Raw genomic sequence first — 15,898 nt, forward strand, 5'->3', positions numbered from 1 at the left:
CTGACAACTGTTGCCGGTGGGGGACCCCGCGCACGATCACTAGGGTCGCCGCATGAGGGTCCTGCTCGCGCTGGGCGGCAACGCCATGACGAACGCCGACGGGCGGGCGCGCCCGGAGGACCAGATCGCCGCCGCGCAGGTCGCCATGGCGGCCGTCGCCGGCCTCCTCGAGCACGACCACGAGGTCGTGGTCACCCACGGCAACGGCCCGCAGGTCGGCAACCTGCTCGTGAAGAACGAGCTCGCCGCCGGCGTCGTTCCGCCCGTGCCGCTGGACTGGTGCGGGGCGCAGACGCAGGCCACGCTCGGCTTCGTCCTGATGGACGCGCTCGACCGGGAGACGGCCGCGCGCGGGCTCGACCGGCGCAGCGCCGCGCTGGTCACCCGCACCGTCGTCGACGCCGACGACGAGGGCTTCACCCGACCCACCAAGCCGATCGGGCGCCACCTCACCGAGGCCGAGGCGAAGGTGCTCGTCGGCCACGGCGAGACCTGGGAGGACCGCGGCGAGAAGGGCTGGCGCCGCGTCGTCGCGTCCCCCGAGCCGCGCGAGATCGTCGACGCCCCCGCCGTGCTCGCCCTCATCGAGGCGGGCTTCGTGGTGATCGCCAACGGCGGTGGCGGCATCCCGCACGTACGCCGCCCGGACGGCTCGCTCGCCGGCGTCGAGGCGGTCATCGACAAGGACCTCGGCGCCGCGCTGCTCGCCCGCACGACCGGCGCCGACGTGCTCGTCGTCGCCACCGACGTGCCGCACGCGGTGATCCGCTGGGGCGAGCCCGACGCGGAGCCGCTCGGCCGCCTCACCGTCGACCGAATGCGGGCGCACGCCGCCGAGGGGCACTTCGCGTCCGGGTCGATGGGCCCCAAGGTCGACGCGGTGTGCCGCTTCGTCGAGGCCACCGGCGGCACCGGCGTGATCACCAGCCTCGACCAGATCACCGCGGCGGTCACCGGCGACGCCGGCACCGTCGTACTCCCCGTGGAAGCATCCTGAAAGGAACCGCCATGCCCAGCGCCATCGAAGTCCGCAAGGTCCCGATCCACTCGGTCGCCGACGCCTCCGAGCTGACGAAGCTCATCGACGACGGGGTCATCGCCGCCGACCGGGTGTTCGCCATCATCGGCAAGACCGAGGGCAACGGTGGCGTCAACGACTACACGCGGATCATCGCCGACCGGGCCTTCCGCGAGGCGCTCGTGGCCAAGGGGGCGGATCCCGAGCAGGTCAAGGGCGTGCCGATCGTGTGGTCGGGCGGCACCGACGGCGTGATCAGCCCCCACGCGACGATCTTCGCGACCACCGACGTCCCCGAGGACGACCCGTCGCGCCAGGAGATGCGGCTCACCGCCGGCTTCGCCATGAGCGAGCCGATCCTCCCCGAGGAGATCGGCTACACCGCGATGATCGAGAAGGTCGCCGCCGGGGTGAAGGTGGCGATGGAGCGCGCCGGCATCACCGACCCGGCCGACGTGCACTACGTGCAGACCAAGACGCCGCTGCTGACCATCCACACCATCCGCGACGCCAAGTCCCGGGGGAAGAAGGTGTGGACCGAGCACACCCACGAGTCGATGGACCTCTCCAACGGCGTCACCGGCCTCGGTATCGCCGTCGCGCTCGGCGAGATCGAGATGCCGACCGACGCCGACGTCATGCACGACCGCGACCTGTACTCCTCGGTGGCCTCGTGCTCCTCCGGCGTCGAGCTCGACCAGGCGCAGATCGTCGTCGTGGGCAACGCCACGGGAGTGGGTGGCCGCTACCGCATCGGCCACTCGGTGATGAAGGACGCCCTCGACGCCGACGGCATCTGGGAGGCCATCGGCTCAGCCGGCCTCGACCTGCCCGAGCGCCCGCGCACCAGCGACCTCGACGGCAGGCTCGTCAACGTCTTCCTCAAGTGCGAGGCCAGCCAGGACGGCATGGTCCGCGGCCGGCGCAACGCGATGCTCGACGACTCCGACGTCCACTGGCACCGCCAGATCAAGGCGTGCGTCGGCGGCGTCACCGCGGCCGTCACCGGCGACCCGGCCGTGTTCGTCTCCGTCTCCGCCGCCCACCAGGGTCCCGAGGGCGGCGGTCCGGTCGCCGCGATCGTCGACCTAGGCTGATCGGGGCCAGCGGGACCGACCCGACACGCGCCCGCCGCTGCGCGGGACCGGCGGGACACTGTCGGTCCCTCGTGATGGGGTGTCACCGTGAGCACCCCGACCGTCCGCTACCGGCTCGTGCGCCCCGACCGCGAGGTCGTGGTGCCCGAGCTCGACGAGCACCAGCGGCGCGTGGTGGACCACGAGGGCGGCCCGCTCCTCGTGCTCGCCGGTCCGGGCACCGGCAAGACCACCACGCTGGTCGAGGCGATCGTCGACCGCATCGAGCGACGCGGGGCCTCGCCCGACTCGGTGCTCGCCCTGACGTTCTCGCGCAAGGCCGCCGAGCAGCTGCGCGACCGGGTCACCGCGCGCGTCGCGCGCACGACGTCGGCGGCGTCCTGCTCGACGTTCCACTCCTTCGCCTACGCGCTCGTGCGCAAGTACGCCCCCGCCGAGCTCTACGAGGGGGCCATCCGGCTGCTGTCGGCTCCCGAGGCCGACGTGGTGCTGCGCGAGCTGCTCCGCGACAACCCCGAGTCGGTGGTGTGGCCCGAGCCCCTGCGGCGGGCGGCCGGCACCCGCGGCTTCGTCCGCGAGGTGCAGGCCGTCCTGGCGCGGGCGCGGGAGAAGGGACTCGACCCGGCCGGGCTGCGCGCGCTCGGCATCGAGCACGACCTGCCCGAGCTGGTCGCCGCGGGACTGTTCCTCGAGCAGTACCTCACGGTCCTGGACAACCTCGGCGCCACCGACTACTCCGACCTGATCCGCCGCGCGGTCATCGAGGCGGAGGCCCACCGCGACGAGCTCCGCGCCCGGTGGCGCCACGTCTTCGTCGACGAGTACCAGGACACCGATCCCGGCCAGGTCGCGCTGCTGCGCGCCCTCGCCGGCGACGGCCGCGACCTCACGGTCGTCGGCGACCCGCACCAGTCGATCTACGGCTTCCGCGGCGCCGACGTGCGCGGCATCCTCGACTTCCCCGCGAGCTTCCCCACCGCCTCCGGTGCCCCCGCCCCGGTCGTGGTCCTGCAGCGCACCCGACGGTTCGGTCCCCGGATCCTCCTCGCCGCGGGGCGGGTGGCCCAGCGGCTCACCCTGACCGGCAGCATCGACGCCGCCGCCCGTGACGCGTTCCTCGCGCCCGAGGCCGTCCCGGGGCCGCAGGGTCCCGGCCGCGTGGAGGTCGTCACCTACGACACCGAGCGCGCCGAGGCCGAGCGGCTCGCCGACCTCCTCCGCCGCGCGCACCTCGAGGACGGCATCGCCTGGGACCGGATGGCCGTGCTGGTCAGGTCGGGACGCACCAGCATCCCGCCCCTGCGGCGCGCCCTGGCCGCCGCCGGGGTCCCCGTCGAGGTCGCGTCCGACGACCTGCCCCTGGCGCGCGACCCGGCGGTGCTGCCGCTGCTCGACGCCCTGCGGGCGGTGGTCAACCTCGACAACGACGACCCCGACTCGCCCGACCACCTCGACCCCGGCCGCATCGAGTCACTGCTCCTCTCGCCGCTCGGCGGCCTCGACGCGTCCGACCTCCGCGCACTCGTGCGCCGCCTGCGCGCCCGCGAGAAGGAGGTGCCCGACGCCGCGGCCCGACGGACCTCCCGCGAGCTGCTGCGGCTGGCGGTCGTGGAGCCGGGCTTCCTCGACGGGCTCGACGGTCCAGACGTGCAGCGCGCCGCCGCGCTGGCGGACCTGCTGCGCGGTGGCGCGCGGATGCTGGCGGAGCAAGCCGGCGTGGAGGACGTGCTCTGGCACCTGTGGTCGTCGACGGCCTGGCCCCAGCGGCTCCGGCGGCAGGTCGAGGCAGGGGGCGCGGGAGCGCGCCGGGCGCACCGCGACCTCGACGCGGTCGTGGCCCTGTTCGACCTCGCGTCCCGCGCCGTCGACCAGCGCGACCACGTCGGGGTCGCGACCTTCTTCGCCAGCGTGGTGGCCCAGCAGCTGCCGGCCGACACGCTCGCCGAGCAGGGCGTGCGCGGCGCCGCCGTGCGGCTGCTCACGGCGCACCGCTCCAAGGGCCTGGAGTGGGACCTCGTCGTCGTCGCGCACGTGCAGCAGGAGGGCTGGCCCGACCTGCGCCGCCGCACGACGCTGCTCGGCGCCGACCGCATCGGCGTCGACGCGACCGGGCACCCCGACCTCGTCCCGCCCGTCACCACCCGGGCGCTGCTGATGGAGGAGCGACGCCTGTTCTACGTCGCCTGCACCCGGGCGCGGCGACGCCTCGTCGTGGCCGCCGTGCGCTCGCGCGAGGACGACGGCGAGCAGCCCTCGCGCTTCCTCGAGGAGCTCGGGGTCACGATCGACCACCAGGACGGGCGCCCGCCGCGTCCGCTGTCCCTCGGGGGCCTCGTGGCCGAGCTGCGTCGCACCGCTGCCGACCCTGCCGTGTCACCCGCGCTCCGCGAGGCCGCGGCGCGACGCCTCGCCGCCCTCGCGGCCGAGGAGGTCGACGGCCGCCAGCTGGTGCCTGCCGCCGACCCGTCCACCTGGTGGGGCACCCGCAGCGCCACGCGGTCCGTGGCGCCGATCCGCGATCCCGACCGGCCGGTGCCGGTCTCGGCCAGCATGCTCGAGTCGATCCTGGTCTGCCCGGCCCAGTGGTTCTTCGAGCGGGAGGCCGGCGGCGTCTCGGCGGTCCACCAGTCGGCCAACCTCGGCCAGGTGCTGCACGCCCTCGCCGAACGGGTCGCGGTCGGCGAGCTCGCCGCGGAGGTCGAGCCGCTCATGGCGGAGGTCGAGGCCGTCTGGGACCGGCTGGCGTTCCGCACCCCGTGGTCGCGCCAGCGCGAGCTCGCCCGGATCCGCAAGGCGGTGGCGCGCTTCGTGCAGTGGCACCTCGACAACCCCCGCGCCGTCCTCGGCGCCGAGCAGCGCTTCCAGAGCACGGTCGACGTCGACGGGCGCCCGGTGCTGCTCACCGGGTTCGCCGACCGCCTCGAGATCGACGACGCCGGTCGCGTCGTCGTCGTGGACTTCAAGAGCGCCCGCAGCGCGCCCACCGGTCCCGCCGTGGCCGGCAACCTCCAGCTCGCCCTCTACCAGTACGCCGTCGACACCGGCGCGCTCGACGAGGCGGCCGGCCGGGCCGTCGCCTCCGGGGGCGCGGAGCTCGTGCAGCTCGGCATCGACGACGACTCCGCGCGCGCCAAGGTGCAGGCGCAGCCGCCGCACGCCGACGGCGGGCCCGAGCGCACCGTGCTGCGCACCGCCCTCGCCCGGGCGGCCGACCTGGTGCGGGCCGAGACCTTCCCGGCGACCGCGGGCGCCCACTGCCGCGAGTGCCCCTTCGTCCCCATCTGCCCGGCCAAGGGCGCAGGGAGCGTGACCGTCCAGTGACCCAGGCTCCCACCTCCCCGACTCCCGCCTCCCCGGCTCCCGGGAGCCCGCCGGTGCGGCTCGACTCGCCCCGGAACCTCCAGGCCCTGATGGGCGGCCACGCCCCCAGCGACGAGCAGTGGGCCGCCATCACCGCGCCGCTGCGGCCCACGGTGGTCGTCGCAGGCGCCGGCAGCGGCAAGACCACCCTCATGGCGCAGCGGGTCGTGTGGCTGGTCGCGACCGGCAAGGTGCGTCCCGAGGAGGTCCTGGGGCTCACGTTCACCACCAAGGCCGCCGCCGAGCTGCGCCACCGTGTCACGACCGCCCTCGGCGCCGCCGGGCTGCTGGACCGCTCGGTGGTCGCCGAGGGCGAGGACGTGCTGGAGCCGACCGTGGCGACCTACCACGCCTACGCCGCGACGCTGCTCACCGACCACGGCCTCCGCATCGGCCACGAGCCGGACACCCGCGTGGTCTCCGACGCCTCCCGCTACCAGCTCGGCGCCCGCGTCATCGAGCGGTTCACCGGCCGCATCGAGCTGCTCACCGACCACCCGGCGACCGCCATCCAGAACCTCCTCGCCCTCGACGGCGCGATGAGCGAGCACCTCGTGGACGCCGACGACGTACGCCGCGTCGACGGGGAGGCGCGCCGCGGGTTCGAGCGCGCCATCGAGGAGGAGCTGGCCGGCAAGGCCCGCAAGACCTACCTCGAGGGACCGGCGAAGGCGATCAACGCCATCGACCGGAGGGCCGAGCTGCTCCAGCTGGTCACGGGCTACCGCACGCTCAAGGCCGACCTCGGCCTGATGGACTTCGGCGACCAGATCGCGCTCGCTGCGCGGCTGGTGGACGACCAGCCGGAGGTCGGCGAGCTTGAGCGCAGGCGCTTCAAGGTGGTCCTGCTCGACGAGTACCAGGACACCTCGGTCGCGCAGGCCACGATGCTGGCCCGGCTGTTCTCGGGTCCCGACGTCGACCACGGGCTCGGCCACCCGGTGATGGCCGTCGGCGACCCCAACCAGGCGATCTACGGCTGGCGCGGTGCCTCGGTGTCGAACATCCTCAACTTCGCCGAGACCTTCCCGGTCCCCGACGGCGAGCCGGGCCGGCTGCCGCTCACCGTCAACCGGCGGTCCGACTGCCGCATCCTCGACGTGGCCAACCGGCTCGCCGAGCCGCTGCTGGCCGCCTACGGCGACAAGGTGGCCCGGCTGCGGGCGGCTGACGGGGCCGCCGAGGGCCGCGTCGAGGCGCACGTGTTCGAGCGCTCCGTCGACGAGCTCGCATGGCTGGCCACGGAGGTCCGGCGGGTCCACGACGACGGCACCGCCTGGTCCGACATCGGGGTGCTCAGCCGCGACAACGCGCAGGCCGAGGAGGTCTACGACGCGCTCACCGCGGCCGGGGTCCCGGTGGAGATCGTCGGCCTGTCCGGCCTCATCCGGCTGCCCGAGGTGGCCGAGGTCGTCGCCACCCTGACGCTGCTGCACGACGTCACCGCCAACGCCGCGATGCTCACGTTGCTCACCGGACCGCGGTGGGCGATCGGGCCGCGCGACCTGCGCCTGCTGGCCGAGCGCGCCGCCGAGGTCGCCGGCGTCCGCGGTCGTGCGGCGACGGCGACCATCGCCGACCAGCTGCTCCAGATCGCCGACGGCATCGACGCCTCCGAGCTCCCGGCACTCAGCGACGCGCTCGAGTCGCCGGGGGAGGCGGCGTACTCGCCCGAGGCGCGCGACCGAGTCGCGCTGCTGGCGGCGGAGCTCCGCCGCCTGCGCGGCCACGTCGGCGACCCGCTGCTCGACGTGGTGCGCCGCATCATCGACACGACCGGCGTCGACGTCGAGCTGGCCTCGGCGACCTCGCCGGCCGCGGCGGCCCGACGCGACAACCTCGACCTCTTCGTCAAGGCCGTCGCGGAGTTCCAGTCCGTCGACGGCGACGTCACGCTCCCGGCGCTGCTCGCCTACCTCACCGCGGAGGACGACCAGGGCAACGGCCTCGACGTGGCGACCCCGACCGCCGCCGACTCCGTCAAGCTGCTGACGGTCCACCGTGCCAAGGGCCTGGAGTGGTCGTCGGTCTTCTGCGTCGGGGTGGGGGAGACCCGCTTCCCCAGCAACAGGTCCCGCACGCTCTGGACCTCCTCGCCCGCGGTCCTGCCCGCGCCGCTCCGCGGCGACCGCGCCGACCAGCCGCAGCTGCAGGGCCACGACAAGGCCGCGCTCGACGCCTACCGCGCCGCCACCAAGGCCCACGACGCCGAGGAGGAGCTGCGGCTCGGCTACGTCGCCTTCACCCGGGCGGCTCACCACCTGTGCGTGACGTCGTACGTCTGGGGCCAGCGCTCCACGCCGTTCGGGCCCTCCGACTACCAGCGGGTGGTGCGCGAGCAGCTCGAGGAGTGGGGTCGGCCGGTCGAGCGCTGGCTGGAGAAGCCGCCGCCCAGGTCGCCGAACCCCAACGACGACGTCGACACCTCCCGCCCCTGGCCCGTCCCCGGCCCGGGGGAGGAGGCTCGCCGGCGGCTCGCGGCAGCCGAGCTCGTCCGGTCCGTCGACCGCACCGCCCCCGACGAGGGCCTCGACATGGTGGAGGCCGCCCGGGTGGCCGAGTGGGACGACGACCTGGCGCAGCTCCTCGCCGAGGCGCGGGCCGAGCGCGCGACGACGGTCGACCTGCCGCTGCCGAGCAGCCTCTCGGTGACCTCGCTGGCCAGGCTGCGCGACGACCCCGCAGCGTTCGCCCGCGAGCTCGCTCGGCCGATGCCCAGACCACCCGCGCCGGCGGCGCGCTTCGGCACCGCCTTCCACGCGTGGGTCGAGGAGCGCTTCGGCCAGCAGGCGCTCATCGAGCCCGACGAGCTCCCCGGCCGCGCCGACGCAGGCATCGACGACGAGGCCGACCTCGGAGAAGTGGTCAAGCGGTTCGAGGACGGACCGTTCGGCGACCGCGCGCCCCACGCCGTGGAGGCGCCGTTCGCGCTGGTCCTGGGCGGCCAGGTGGTGCGCGGCCGGATCGACGCCGTCTACGCCGAGCCCGACGGCGGGTTCCTGCTCGTCGACTGGAAGACCAACCGCCACGAGACCGCCGACCCGCTCCAGCTGGCCCTCTACCGGCTCGCCTGGTCGGAGCTCACCGGGACGCCGCTGGACCGGGTGCGTGCCGTGTTCCACTACGTGCGGTCCGGCCGTACGGTCGAGCCCGCCGACCTGCCCGACCGCGACGGCCTCGAGCGCCTGCTCTCCGACCTCTGACCCCGGGGTCGCGCGTACGGGCGTATGGGCGCGGGCGTATGCCCGGGGGGCCCGGCAGCGGTGTGTGGTGCAGGTTCTGGCGCTTGAGAAGCTGCGTCACCGCCCGAGAGCGGTGAGTGAGGCAGGTTCTGGCGCTCGAAAGGCTGCGTCACGCACCGCCCGTACGTTGACCGCCCGGGGAGCGGTGTGTGAGGCAGGTTCTGACGCTCGAAAAGCTGCCTCACGCACCGCCCGTGCGGTCGCCGCCCCGGGAGCGGTGAGTGGGGCAGGTTCTAGCGCCTCGAAAGCTGCCTCACGCACCGCCCGTGCGGTCGCCGCCCCGGCAGCGGTGAGTGGGGCAGGTTCCCGCGCCTCGAAAGCTGCCTCACGCACCGCCCGGGGACCCGAACGCGGCCGTCAGCGCGATCTCGACCATCTCGCCGAAGGTCTGCTCCCGCTCCTGCGCCGTCGTCTCCTCGCCCGTGACGATGTGGTCCGAGACCGTGCAGATCGCGAGCGAGCGGCGGCCGTGCTTCGCGGCGAGGGTGTAGAGCGCGCTGGCCTCCATCTCGACGGCGAGCACGCCGTAGCCCACCATCTCGCCGAGGAGCTCGGGGCGCGTCGGGTAGAAGGAGTCGCTGGAGAAGATGAGGCCGACGTGGAACGGCGACCCGCCCTCCCGTGCCTCCGCGGCCTCGACCGCCCGCCGCAACAGGCCGAAGTCGGCCACCGGTGCGTAGTCGATGCCGTGGAAGGTGATCCGGTTCATGGAGGAGTCCGTGCACGCGCCGGAGGCGATGACGAGGTCGCGCACCCCGACGGCCTCCGTGACGGCGCCGCACGAGCCCACCCGCACGATCGACTGCACGTCGTAGTCGGTGAACAGCTCGTTGACGTAGATCGACATCGACGGCTGGCCCATCCCCGAGCCCTGCACCGACACGGGATGACCGTTCCAGGTGCCCGTGTAGCCGTACATCCCGCGGACCTCGCTGTAGCAGCGGGCCTCGTCGAGGAAGGTCTCGGCGATCCACTTCGCTCGCAGGGGGTCGCCGGGGAGCAGGACGGTGGGGGCGATGTCGCCCGGCTGGGCGCCGATGTGGGTGCTCACGGCGCCCAGCCTAGGCAGTGACGCGGTCCCCGCCGGTCGCGGCGACCCCGTGGGGCGTCCGGGCGGCGGTCGCGGGAGCCGGGGCTAGCCTGACGGCGTGACCGCCCAGCGCCCCCTGCCGCACGTCGCCCTCTCGGCCCACGCACACAACCGCATGGGGCTGCGCCGGACCGACGAGGCGTGGCTCGCCGAGCGCATGTCGGACCCGGCGACGCGCGTGCTGGTCGTGGCCGGCAACCGGCTGCGCCCGGTCGAGGGCAGCGTGCAGTGGACAGCACCGCAGGAGGCGCCCGAGGGCACGCTGGTGCTCCTCGGCGACCGCGACGGCGTCGTGCACGTGGCGGTGGTGGTCGACCCCGCCGACGCTCCCGGCAGCGCCGACGAGTGGGTGCCGCTGCGCGCGGTGCTCCCGCTGCTGGCCCAAGACGCGACCGGGCAGGCGCCGTTGCTCATGCACGCGATCGGCCTGGCGGAGTGGCACCACGCCACCCGCTTCTGCCCGCGCTGCGGTGGGACGCTGGTCAGCCGGGCCGCCGGCCACGAGCTGCGGTGCACGCAGTGCGACCGCGCCCAGTTCCCGCGCACCGACCCCGCCGTCATCATGGCGATCACCCATGGCGAGGGGGACGACGAGGCGATCCTGCTGGGCCGCAACGTCGCCTGGCCGGCCGGGCGGTGGTCGACACTGGCCGGCTTCTGCGAGCCGGGGGAGACGCTCGAGGACGCCGTGCGGCGCGAGGTCGCCGAGGAGGTCGGGGTCACGGTGGGCGAGGTGACCTACTTCGGCAGCCAGCCCTGGCCGCTGCCCGCGAGCCTCATGCTCGGGTTCACCGGCCGGGCCGTGACCACCGAGATCGACGTCGACGGCGCCGAGATCGAGGAGGCGCGCTGGTGGACGCGCACCGACTTCGACGCCGCCGCCCGCGCAGGCGAGCTGCTCGTGCCGCGGGGCGTCTCGATCTCGTCCTCGCTCATCGAGAGCTGGTTCGGCCGCCCACTCGACGGCCCCGGCTGGGGCTGAGCGGGGTCCTGCGGCGTCAGTCGCAGGTGTCGCAGACACCTGTCGCGGGCAGGGCGATGAAGCAGCGCGGGCAGAGGTCGACGGGCTTGTCGGTGGCCGCCACCCGCGACGGCCGCGACGGCCGCGGCGTCCCGGTGCCGCGAGCCGACGTCGTACGCGGCGTGCTCGCGCGGGTGCCCGGCACGCGGGTGCTCGGGGGCGAGTCGTCGCGGATGTCGAACCCCAGACGGGTCAGCGCCTTGCTGGCACCGGCGCCGCCGCCGGGGATGTCGGCAGGAGTGAGCGTGCGGCCCGTCGCGAGACCATGCGCGATGCCGGCGATCGCCGCGGCGTCGTACTCCCTGCCGTGGTGCACCAGCACGTGCGTCGAGACGCCGCCGCGCACGAGCATGTAGTTGGCGCCACCTGCCGCGTCCCAGGTCTCCATCGCGGTGAGGACGTGGTCGCGGTCGATCGAGTTCAGCAGTGACACGACGTCAGGCTAACCCCGGTCCGGCGTGGCGTCCCGCTCGGGCGGTGCTCACGCGAGAGCCGCCAGCTTCTCCTTGACCTGCGCCACGGAGGGGTTGGTGAGCGTGCTGCCGTCGGTGAAGAGCAGCGTCGGCACGGTCTGGTTGCCGCCGTTGGCCTGCTCGACGGTGAGCGCCGCGTCGGGCTGCTGCTCGATGTCGACGATCGAGAACTCGATGCCCTCGCGGTCGAGCTGGCTCTTGAGGCGGTGGCAGTAGCCGCACCAGGGCGTGGTGAACATCGTGAAGGTCATGGGATGGAGTGTCCCCTCCGGCGTCTAGGGTGATGGAACGGGTGGTTCCCACCCCTGTCAACCACGACCTCGCAGGAGTTGTTCCGTTGCTCGAAGCGCTCGACCCCGAGCAGCGACAGGTCGCCGAGGCGCTGCGCGGGCCGGTCCGCGTGCTCGCCGGCGCGGGCACCGGCAAGACCCGCGCGATCACGCACCGCATCGCCCACGGCGTGGCGCAGGGGGTCTACGCGCCGACCGAGGTGCTGGCCCTGTCGTTCACCACCCGCGCGGCCGGCGAGATGCGCGAGCGCCTCCGGGCCCTGGGCGCGCCGGGCGTGCAGGCGCGGACGTTCCACTCGGCCGCCCTGCGCCAGCTGCGGTTCTTCTGGCCGCGGGTCCACCACCGCGACCTCCCCGAGCTCGTGGAGTCCAAGCTCGGCATGCTGGCCCTCGCCGCGCGCCGCCAGCGGCTCGGCGTCGACCAGGCGACGCTGCGCGACCTCGCCAGCGAGATCGAGTGGGCCAAGGTCTCCAACGTCGCTCCCGACACCTACGCGGCGATCGCCCGGGCCCGTGGCCGGGCGGTGTCCGGCCTGGAGCCGGAGGTGGTGGCGCGCGCCTTCGAGGCCTACGAGGAGGTCAAGCGCGGCCAGGGCCGGATGGACATGGAGGACGTGCTCCTCCTCGGCGCCGGGCTGCTCGCCGACAACGAGGCGGTCGCGGCCCAGGTGCGCCGCCAGTACAAGTGGTTCGTCGTCGACGAGTTCCAGGACGTCTCACCGCTGCAGCACGCCCTGCTCGACCTCTGGCTGGGCGGGCGCGACGAGCTCTGCGTGGTCGGCGACCCCGCCCAGACGATCTACTCCTTCGCCGGCGCCGACGCCCGCTACCTCCGCGAGTTCACGCAGCGGTTCCCGTCGGCCACGAGCGTCGAGCTGGTCCGCAACTACCGCTCCACGCCCCAGGTCGTGGCGGCCGCCAACGAGCTGCTCGCCGGCACCCCGAGCAAGGGTGTCGACCTCGTCGCGCAGCGGCCCTCCGGTGCCGCCATCAGCTACCGCGAGGCGAGCGACGAGGTGGCCGAGGCGGAGGCCGTCGCCGACCGCGTGGCGGCGCTGCGGGCCGGGGGGACGCCGGCCAGCCGGATGGCCGTCCTGCTGCGCATCAACGCGCAGTCCGAGCGCTTCGAGGAGGCGCTCGCCGCGCGCGGCATCCCCTACGTCGTCCGCGGGGCGGCGCGCTTCTTCGACCGCCCGGAGGTGCGTCAGGCGATCACGCTGGTGCGAGGCGCGGCGCGCAGCGGGGAGGCCGACGGACCGGTGGCCGACGCGGTCGTGGCCGTCCTGTCCCAGATGGGGCACAGCAGCGACCCGCCCGAGGGCAGGGGAGAGGTCCGCAACCGCTGGGAGTCGCTGCAGGCGCTGGTCGACCTCGCCGCGGACTTCGGTCGTGAGCGACCCGACGCAGGCCTCGGAGACCTCGTCGACGACCTCGACCGACGTGCGAGCGAGCAGCACGCCCCGGTCGCCGACGCGGTCACCGTGGCCACCATCCACTCGGCCAAGGGCCTGGAGTGGGACGCCGTCTTCGTGGCCGGCATGCACGAGAAGATGATGCCGATCTCGCAGGCGCAGACCCCGGCGGAGGTCGAGGAGGAGCGCCGGCTGCTCTACGTCGCGATGACCCGGGCCCGCGACGAGCTCGCCGTCTCCTGGGCCACGGCTCGCGAGCCCGGCGGCCGCTCCACGCGCGGCAGCTCCCCCTTCCTCGCGCCGCTGCTCGACGGCGCGCCCGGCGTGGCCGGGCAGCGCCGCGAGCGCAGCAGGCGCAACCGCTCGGCCCTGCACTGCCGCGAGTGCGGCAGGGCGCTGTCGACGGCGCAGGAGAAGAAGACCGCCCGGTGCGCGGGCTGCCCGGCGTCCTACGACGAGGCGCTCTTCGAGCGGCTGCGCGAGTGGCGCCTGGCGCGAGCCGCCGAGGACAGCGTGCCGGCGTTCGTGGTGTTCACCGACGCGACGCTGCAGCTCATCGCCGAGCACGTGCCCTCCGACGTGAAGGCGCTGCGCGCGATCAGCGGCGTGGGCCCGAGCAAGATCGCCAAGTACGGCGACGAGGTGCTCGCCCTCGTGGCGGTCCAGACCAGTTGAGGGGTCCGGACCGGGCGTGCAGGCGGCCGTCCGGCGCTCTGCAGAAGTTTTTTCATGTAATGGCCACTAAATCGTTTGCCCCTGACGTACGCCGGGGTCTAACGTTCCACTCACGACCCGCGCACTGGGATCGCTGACAACGATCCGCGCCCGATGCCCCGAAGGAGGTGGCCCCCATGGAGAACAACACGATGACGATGACGGCGTGGACGCCGTCCTTCGGCATGTCCACCCTCGGCCGCCCCTGCGCGTACACGCGCGCCCTCGGCGCCGGCGTGGTGGCTGTCCAGGGCGACGCCGCCGCCATCGTGCGCGTCAAGGGCGATTTCCCGGGTTCTCCCGCCTGGAGTCCGTCGAGCTAGGTCACAACCTCGCACCGGCAGCCTCCAGGCCGCGGAACCCGAACCCGGGATCCGCGGCCTTTCTGTTTGTCCGTCACACCCGCGATCAGGTCAACGAGGAGGAGGTGAACACATGACCATCAGCGTTCTCGACCGCCGAGCTGCCGACGTCACGCCCGAGCTGGAGCCCCAGGCCCCGCTCGGAGCCCTGCACGACGCAGCTGCCGAGGTGGATGAGGAGTTGCTGCCCTGCCGCGTCAACGACGCAGAGCTGTGGTTTGCCGAGTCCCCCGCGGACGTGGAGCACGCCAAGGCCCTCTGCACCGACTGCCCCGTGCAGGCGCTGTGCCTCGACGGAGCCCTCGAGCGGCGTGAGCCGTGGGGCGTCTGGGGAGGCGAGCTCTTCCTCCAGGGCGTGGTGATCCCGCGCAAGCGGCCGCGAGGCCGGCCCCGCAAGTCCGAGCAGGTCGCCGTACAGGCCAGCCAGGACCAGAAGGACGGGGCAGCCGCGTAGGCGCCACCGCGAACCCGACTCCACCGAGGAAACACAGGAAAACATCGATGAAGACCTACCGGAACGGAAGCACCGACATGAATCTCATGCACGAAGAACTCGCACGCGCGCAAATGTCCGCGCGCCTGGGAGAGGCGCACGAACTGCGACGCGGCCACCAGCTGGCCCTGGCCCGTCGGATGAGCCGCAAGGCCGAGCAGGCCGCGCAGCAGGCGCGTCTCGCACTCGCCCGCGCGATCTGATCGATCCCCCTCTGGGGGAGGCTCTCGCCCTGATCGCGGGTGAGCACAGCACGAGCCGGTACGTCGTCACGGTGGCGACGTACCGGCTCGTGTCGATTTCGGCGCGCGGCCCAACCGGTCGTCAGGAGTAGCCTTCGAGGCGTGAGCGAGCCCGTGACGTGCGACTTCTGCGGCACGCAGGCACCCGAGGCCGAGACCCTGACGTGGACGACGGCGGTCGAGAACGGCCGGAGGCGGTCCTTCTGCGACACCTGCTCGCGCAGCCACCTGCGCGCGATGGAGAGCAAGCTCGACAGCGAGTGGTGGTGACCCCGTCCGGGACGGCTCACCCGAGGTCGAACCACGCACACCCGCAGTAGGGGTGCCGCTGCCAGCGGCGGGCGGTGGGCAGCGGCTCGTGGTCGTGGCGCCACGACGTGAGCCACGAGTGCGGCGGCTCGCCCCGGCCCCACGCCACCAGGTCGCGGGCGGCGGCGCCGGCGGCGAGGGCCAGCAGTGGGGGCGGCAGGTGGTCCGTGCAGGTGCGGTCGCCCTCGTCGAGCACGGCCGCGGCCACGCACCGTGCGCACGGCCCGATCCCGGGTGCGGCCCAGGGGCCGACCTCGACGGCCCAGGGACGCACGGCGACGAGCAGGTGGGGCAGCGAGGCGACGCTCCAGTCGTCGATCCTCGCGGAGACGAGGCGGCCCGGCGTCACCGCGACGCCGACGGCCGCGGCGTCGTCCACCACGACCCCGGCGGCGGCCAGCGCGCCGACCACGGGCCGGTGCCACACGTCCGGGCAGTCGAGCTGCGCGCGCAGCGGGGCGGAAGGGGCGGAGCCGGTCATGAGCCGAGGCTGCCACGCGCCCCGGTCGGCCGGGGCGTCGTCCACAGGGGACGCGGCCGGCGGGAAAGCAGCGGCGGCGCCACCCGATGGGTGACGCCGCCGCGGATCAGCTCACGGGGTGAGGCTCACGCCTTGCCGAGGATCCGGTTCAAGTTGGTGCCGCAGACCGGGCAGACGCCCTTGGCCATCTTGGTGCCCTTGTCGTTGACCTTGATCTCGCCCTCCGCCTCGCGCTTCTCCTTGCACTTGACGCAGTAGAACTCGCCGCTCCAGGTCTCCGCCATGACGGCCTCC

15 protein-coding genes are annotated in these 15,898 nt (G+C 74.0%); 10 read left to right on the top strand and 5 right to left on the bottom strand.

The window, feature by feature from the left end; all coding sequences use genetic code 11:
* Positions 1-52 precede the first annotated feature (52 nt).
* From J3P32_RS13560 to J3P32_RS13575, 4 genes are all read left to right on the top strand, one after another.
* Positions 53-997 (top strand): carbamate kinase, encoded by a 945-nt coding sequence (locus J3P32_RS13560; RefSeq protein ID WP_210440325.1) that lies wholly within the window; start codon positions 53-55, stop codon positions 995-997.
* A gap of 11 nt (positions 998-1,008) precedes the next feature.
* Complete coding sequence (gene bar / locus J3P32_RS13565) at positions 1,009-2,115, top strand: barbiturase (RefSeq protein WP_210440326.1); 1,107 nt, start codon at positions 1,009-1,011, stop codon at positions 2,113-2,115.
* Between the two features lie 87 nt (positions 2,116-2,202).
* On the top strand, positions 2,203-5,436 hold the full coding sequence (locus tag J3P32_RS18555) for an ATP-dependent helicase (RefSeq protein WP_307861695.1): 3,234 nt from the start codon (positions 2,203-2,205) through the stop codon (positions 5,434-5,436).
* Entirely contained in the window at positions 5,433-8,678 is a 3,246-nt protein-coding gene (locus tag J3P32_RS13575) for an ATP-dependent DNA helicase (RefSeq protein ID WP_307861696.1), read from the top strand. The genes J3P32_RS18555 and J3P32_RS13575 overlap by 4 nt, the downstream gene beginning before the upstream one ends.
* Positions 8,679-9,042: 364 nt before the next feature.
* Here J3P32_RS13575 and deoD read toward each other — a convergent pair whose 3' ends face one another.
* Entirely contained in the window at positions 9,043-9,768 is a 726-nt protein-coding gene (gene deoD / locus J3P32_RS13580; protein ID WP_210440327.1) for a purine-nucleoside phosphorylase, read from the bottom strand.
* A gap of 97 nt (positions 9,769-9,865) precedes the next feature.
* Here deoD and nudC point away from each other — a divergent pair, with 97 nt between their 5' ends.
* Entirely contained in the window at positions 9,866-10,789 is a 924-nt protein-coding gene (nudC, locus tag J3P32_RS13585) for an NAD(+) diphosphatase (RefSeq protein WP_307861697.1), read from the top strand.
* A 16-nt stretch (positions 10,790-10,805) separates the two neighbouring features.
* Here the strand turns inward: nudC and J3P32_RS13590 are convergent, their stop codons facing one another.
* Both J3P32_RS13590 and J3P32_RS13595 read right to left on the bottom strand, forming a co-directional pair.
* Positions 10,806-11,261 carry a hypothetical protein gene (locus J3P32_RS13590; RefSeq protein ID WP_210440328.1) on the bottom strand — a complete coding sequence of 152 codons (456 nt, stop codon included), beginning with the start codon at positions 11,259-11,261 and terminating at the stop codon, positions 10,806-10,808.
* Positions 11,262-11,309: 48 nt separating this feature from the next.
* Positions 11,310-11,552 (bottom strand): mycoredoxin, encoded by a 243-nt coding sequence (locus tag J3P32_RS13595; protein WP_210440329.1) that lies wholly within the window; start codon positions 11,550-11,552, stop codon positions 11,310-11,312.
* An 86-nt stretch (positions 11,553-11,638) separates the two neighbouring features.
* Here J3P32_RS13595 and J3P32_RS13600 point away from each other — a divergent pair, with 86 nt between their 5' ends.
* From J3P32_RS13600 to J3P32_RS13620, 5 genes are all read left to right on the top strand, one after another.
* Complete coding sequence (locus J3P32_RS13600) at positions 11,639-13,678, top strand: ATP-dependent DNA helicase UvrD2 (RefSeq protein WP_307861698.1); 2,040 nt, start codon at positions 11,639-11,641, stop codon at positions 13,676-13,678.
* Between the two features lie 176 nt (positions 13,679-13,854).
* Positions 13,855-14,040, top strand: coding sequence for a hypothetical protein (locus J3P32_RS13605; RefSeq protein ID WP_210440331.1), 186 nt, complete (start codon positions 13,855-13,857; stop codon positions 14,038-14,040).
* Positions 14,041-14,152: 112 nt separating this feature from the next.
* Positions 14,153-14,533: a WhiB family transcriptional regulator gene (locus tag J3P32_RS13610; protein ID WP_210440332.1), complete on the top strand. Its 381-nt coding sequence runs from the start codon at positions 14,153-14,155 to the stop codon at positions 14,531-14,533.
* 47 nt (positions 14,534-14,580) lie between these two features.
* Entirely contained in the window at positions 14,581-14,775 is a 195-nt protein-coding gene (locus J3P32_RS13615; protein WP_210440333.1) for a hypothetical protein, read from the top strand.
* Positions 14,776-14,916: 141 nt separating this feature from the next.
* Positions 14,917-15,084 (top strand): hypothetical protein, encoded by a 168-nt coding sequence (locus tag J3P32_RS13620; RefSeq protein WP_210440334.1) that lies wholly within the window; start codon positions 14,917-14,919, stop codon positions 15,082-15,084.
* 16 nt (positions 15,085-15,100) lie between these two features.
* On the opposite strand, the gene J3P32_RS13625 is transcribed toward J3P32_RS13620, so the two are convergent.
* Both J3P32_RS13625 and J3P32_RS13630 read right to left on the bottom strand, forming a co-directional pair.
* Positions 15,101-15,604, bottom strand: a complete 504-nt coding sequence (locus tag J3P32_RS13625) for a hypothetical protein (RefSeq protein ID WP_210440335.1) — start codon at positions 15,602-15,604, stop codon at positions 15,101-15,103.
* A 125-nt stretch (positions 15,605-15,729) separates the two neighbouring features.
* The gene (locus J3P32_RS13630; RefSeq protein WP_090969683.1) at positions 15,730-15,888 is read right to left on the bottom strand and encodes a DUF5679 domain-containing protein; all 159 of its coding nucleotides are present in this window, start codon (positions 15,886-15,888) and stop codon (positions 15,730-15,732) included.
* Positions 15,889-15,898: the final 10 nt, after the last annotated feature.

The sequence above is a fragment of the Nocardioides xinjiangensis genome, assembly GCF_017916385.1.
In the GTDB taxonomy this organism is placed as follows: Bacteria; Actinomycetota; Actinomycetes; order Propionibacteriales; family Nocardioidaceae; genus Nocardioides; species Nocardioides xinjiangensis.

Coding starts and splice junctions, on each gene's coding strand:
- J3P32_RS13560 (WP_210440325.1), top strand. CDS start 53: ATGAGGGTCCTGCTCGCGCTGGGCGGCAACGCCATGACGAACGCCGAC.
- bar (WP_210440326.1), top strand. CDS start 1,009: ATGCCCAGCGCCATCGAAGTCCGCAAGGTCCCGATCCACTCGGTCGCC.
- J3P32_RS13595 (WP_210440329.1), bottom strand. CDS start 11,552: ATGACCTTCACGATGTTCACCACGCCCTGGTGCGGCTACTGCCACCGC.
- J3P32_RS13605 (WP_210440331.1), top strand. CDS start 13,855: ATGGAGAACAACACGATGACGATGACGGCGTGGACGCCGTCCTTCGGC.
- J3P32_RS13610 (WP_210440332.1), top strand. CDS start 14,153: ATGACCATCAGCGTTCTCGACCGCCGAGCTGCCGACGTCACGCCCGAG.
- J3P32_RS13615 (WP_210440333.1), top strand. CDS start 14,581: ATGAAGACCTACCGGAACGGAAGCACCGACATGAATCTCATGCACGAA.
- J3P32_RS13625 (WP_210440335.1), bottom strand. CDS start 15,604: ATGACCGGCTCCGCCCCTTCCGCCCCGCTGCGCGCGCAGCTCGACTGC.
- J3P32_RS13630 (WP_090969683.1), bottom strand. CDS start 15,888: ATGGCGGAGACCTGGAGCGGCGAGTTCTACTGCGTCAAGTGCAAGGAG.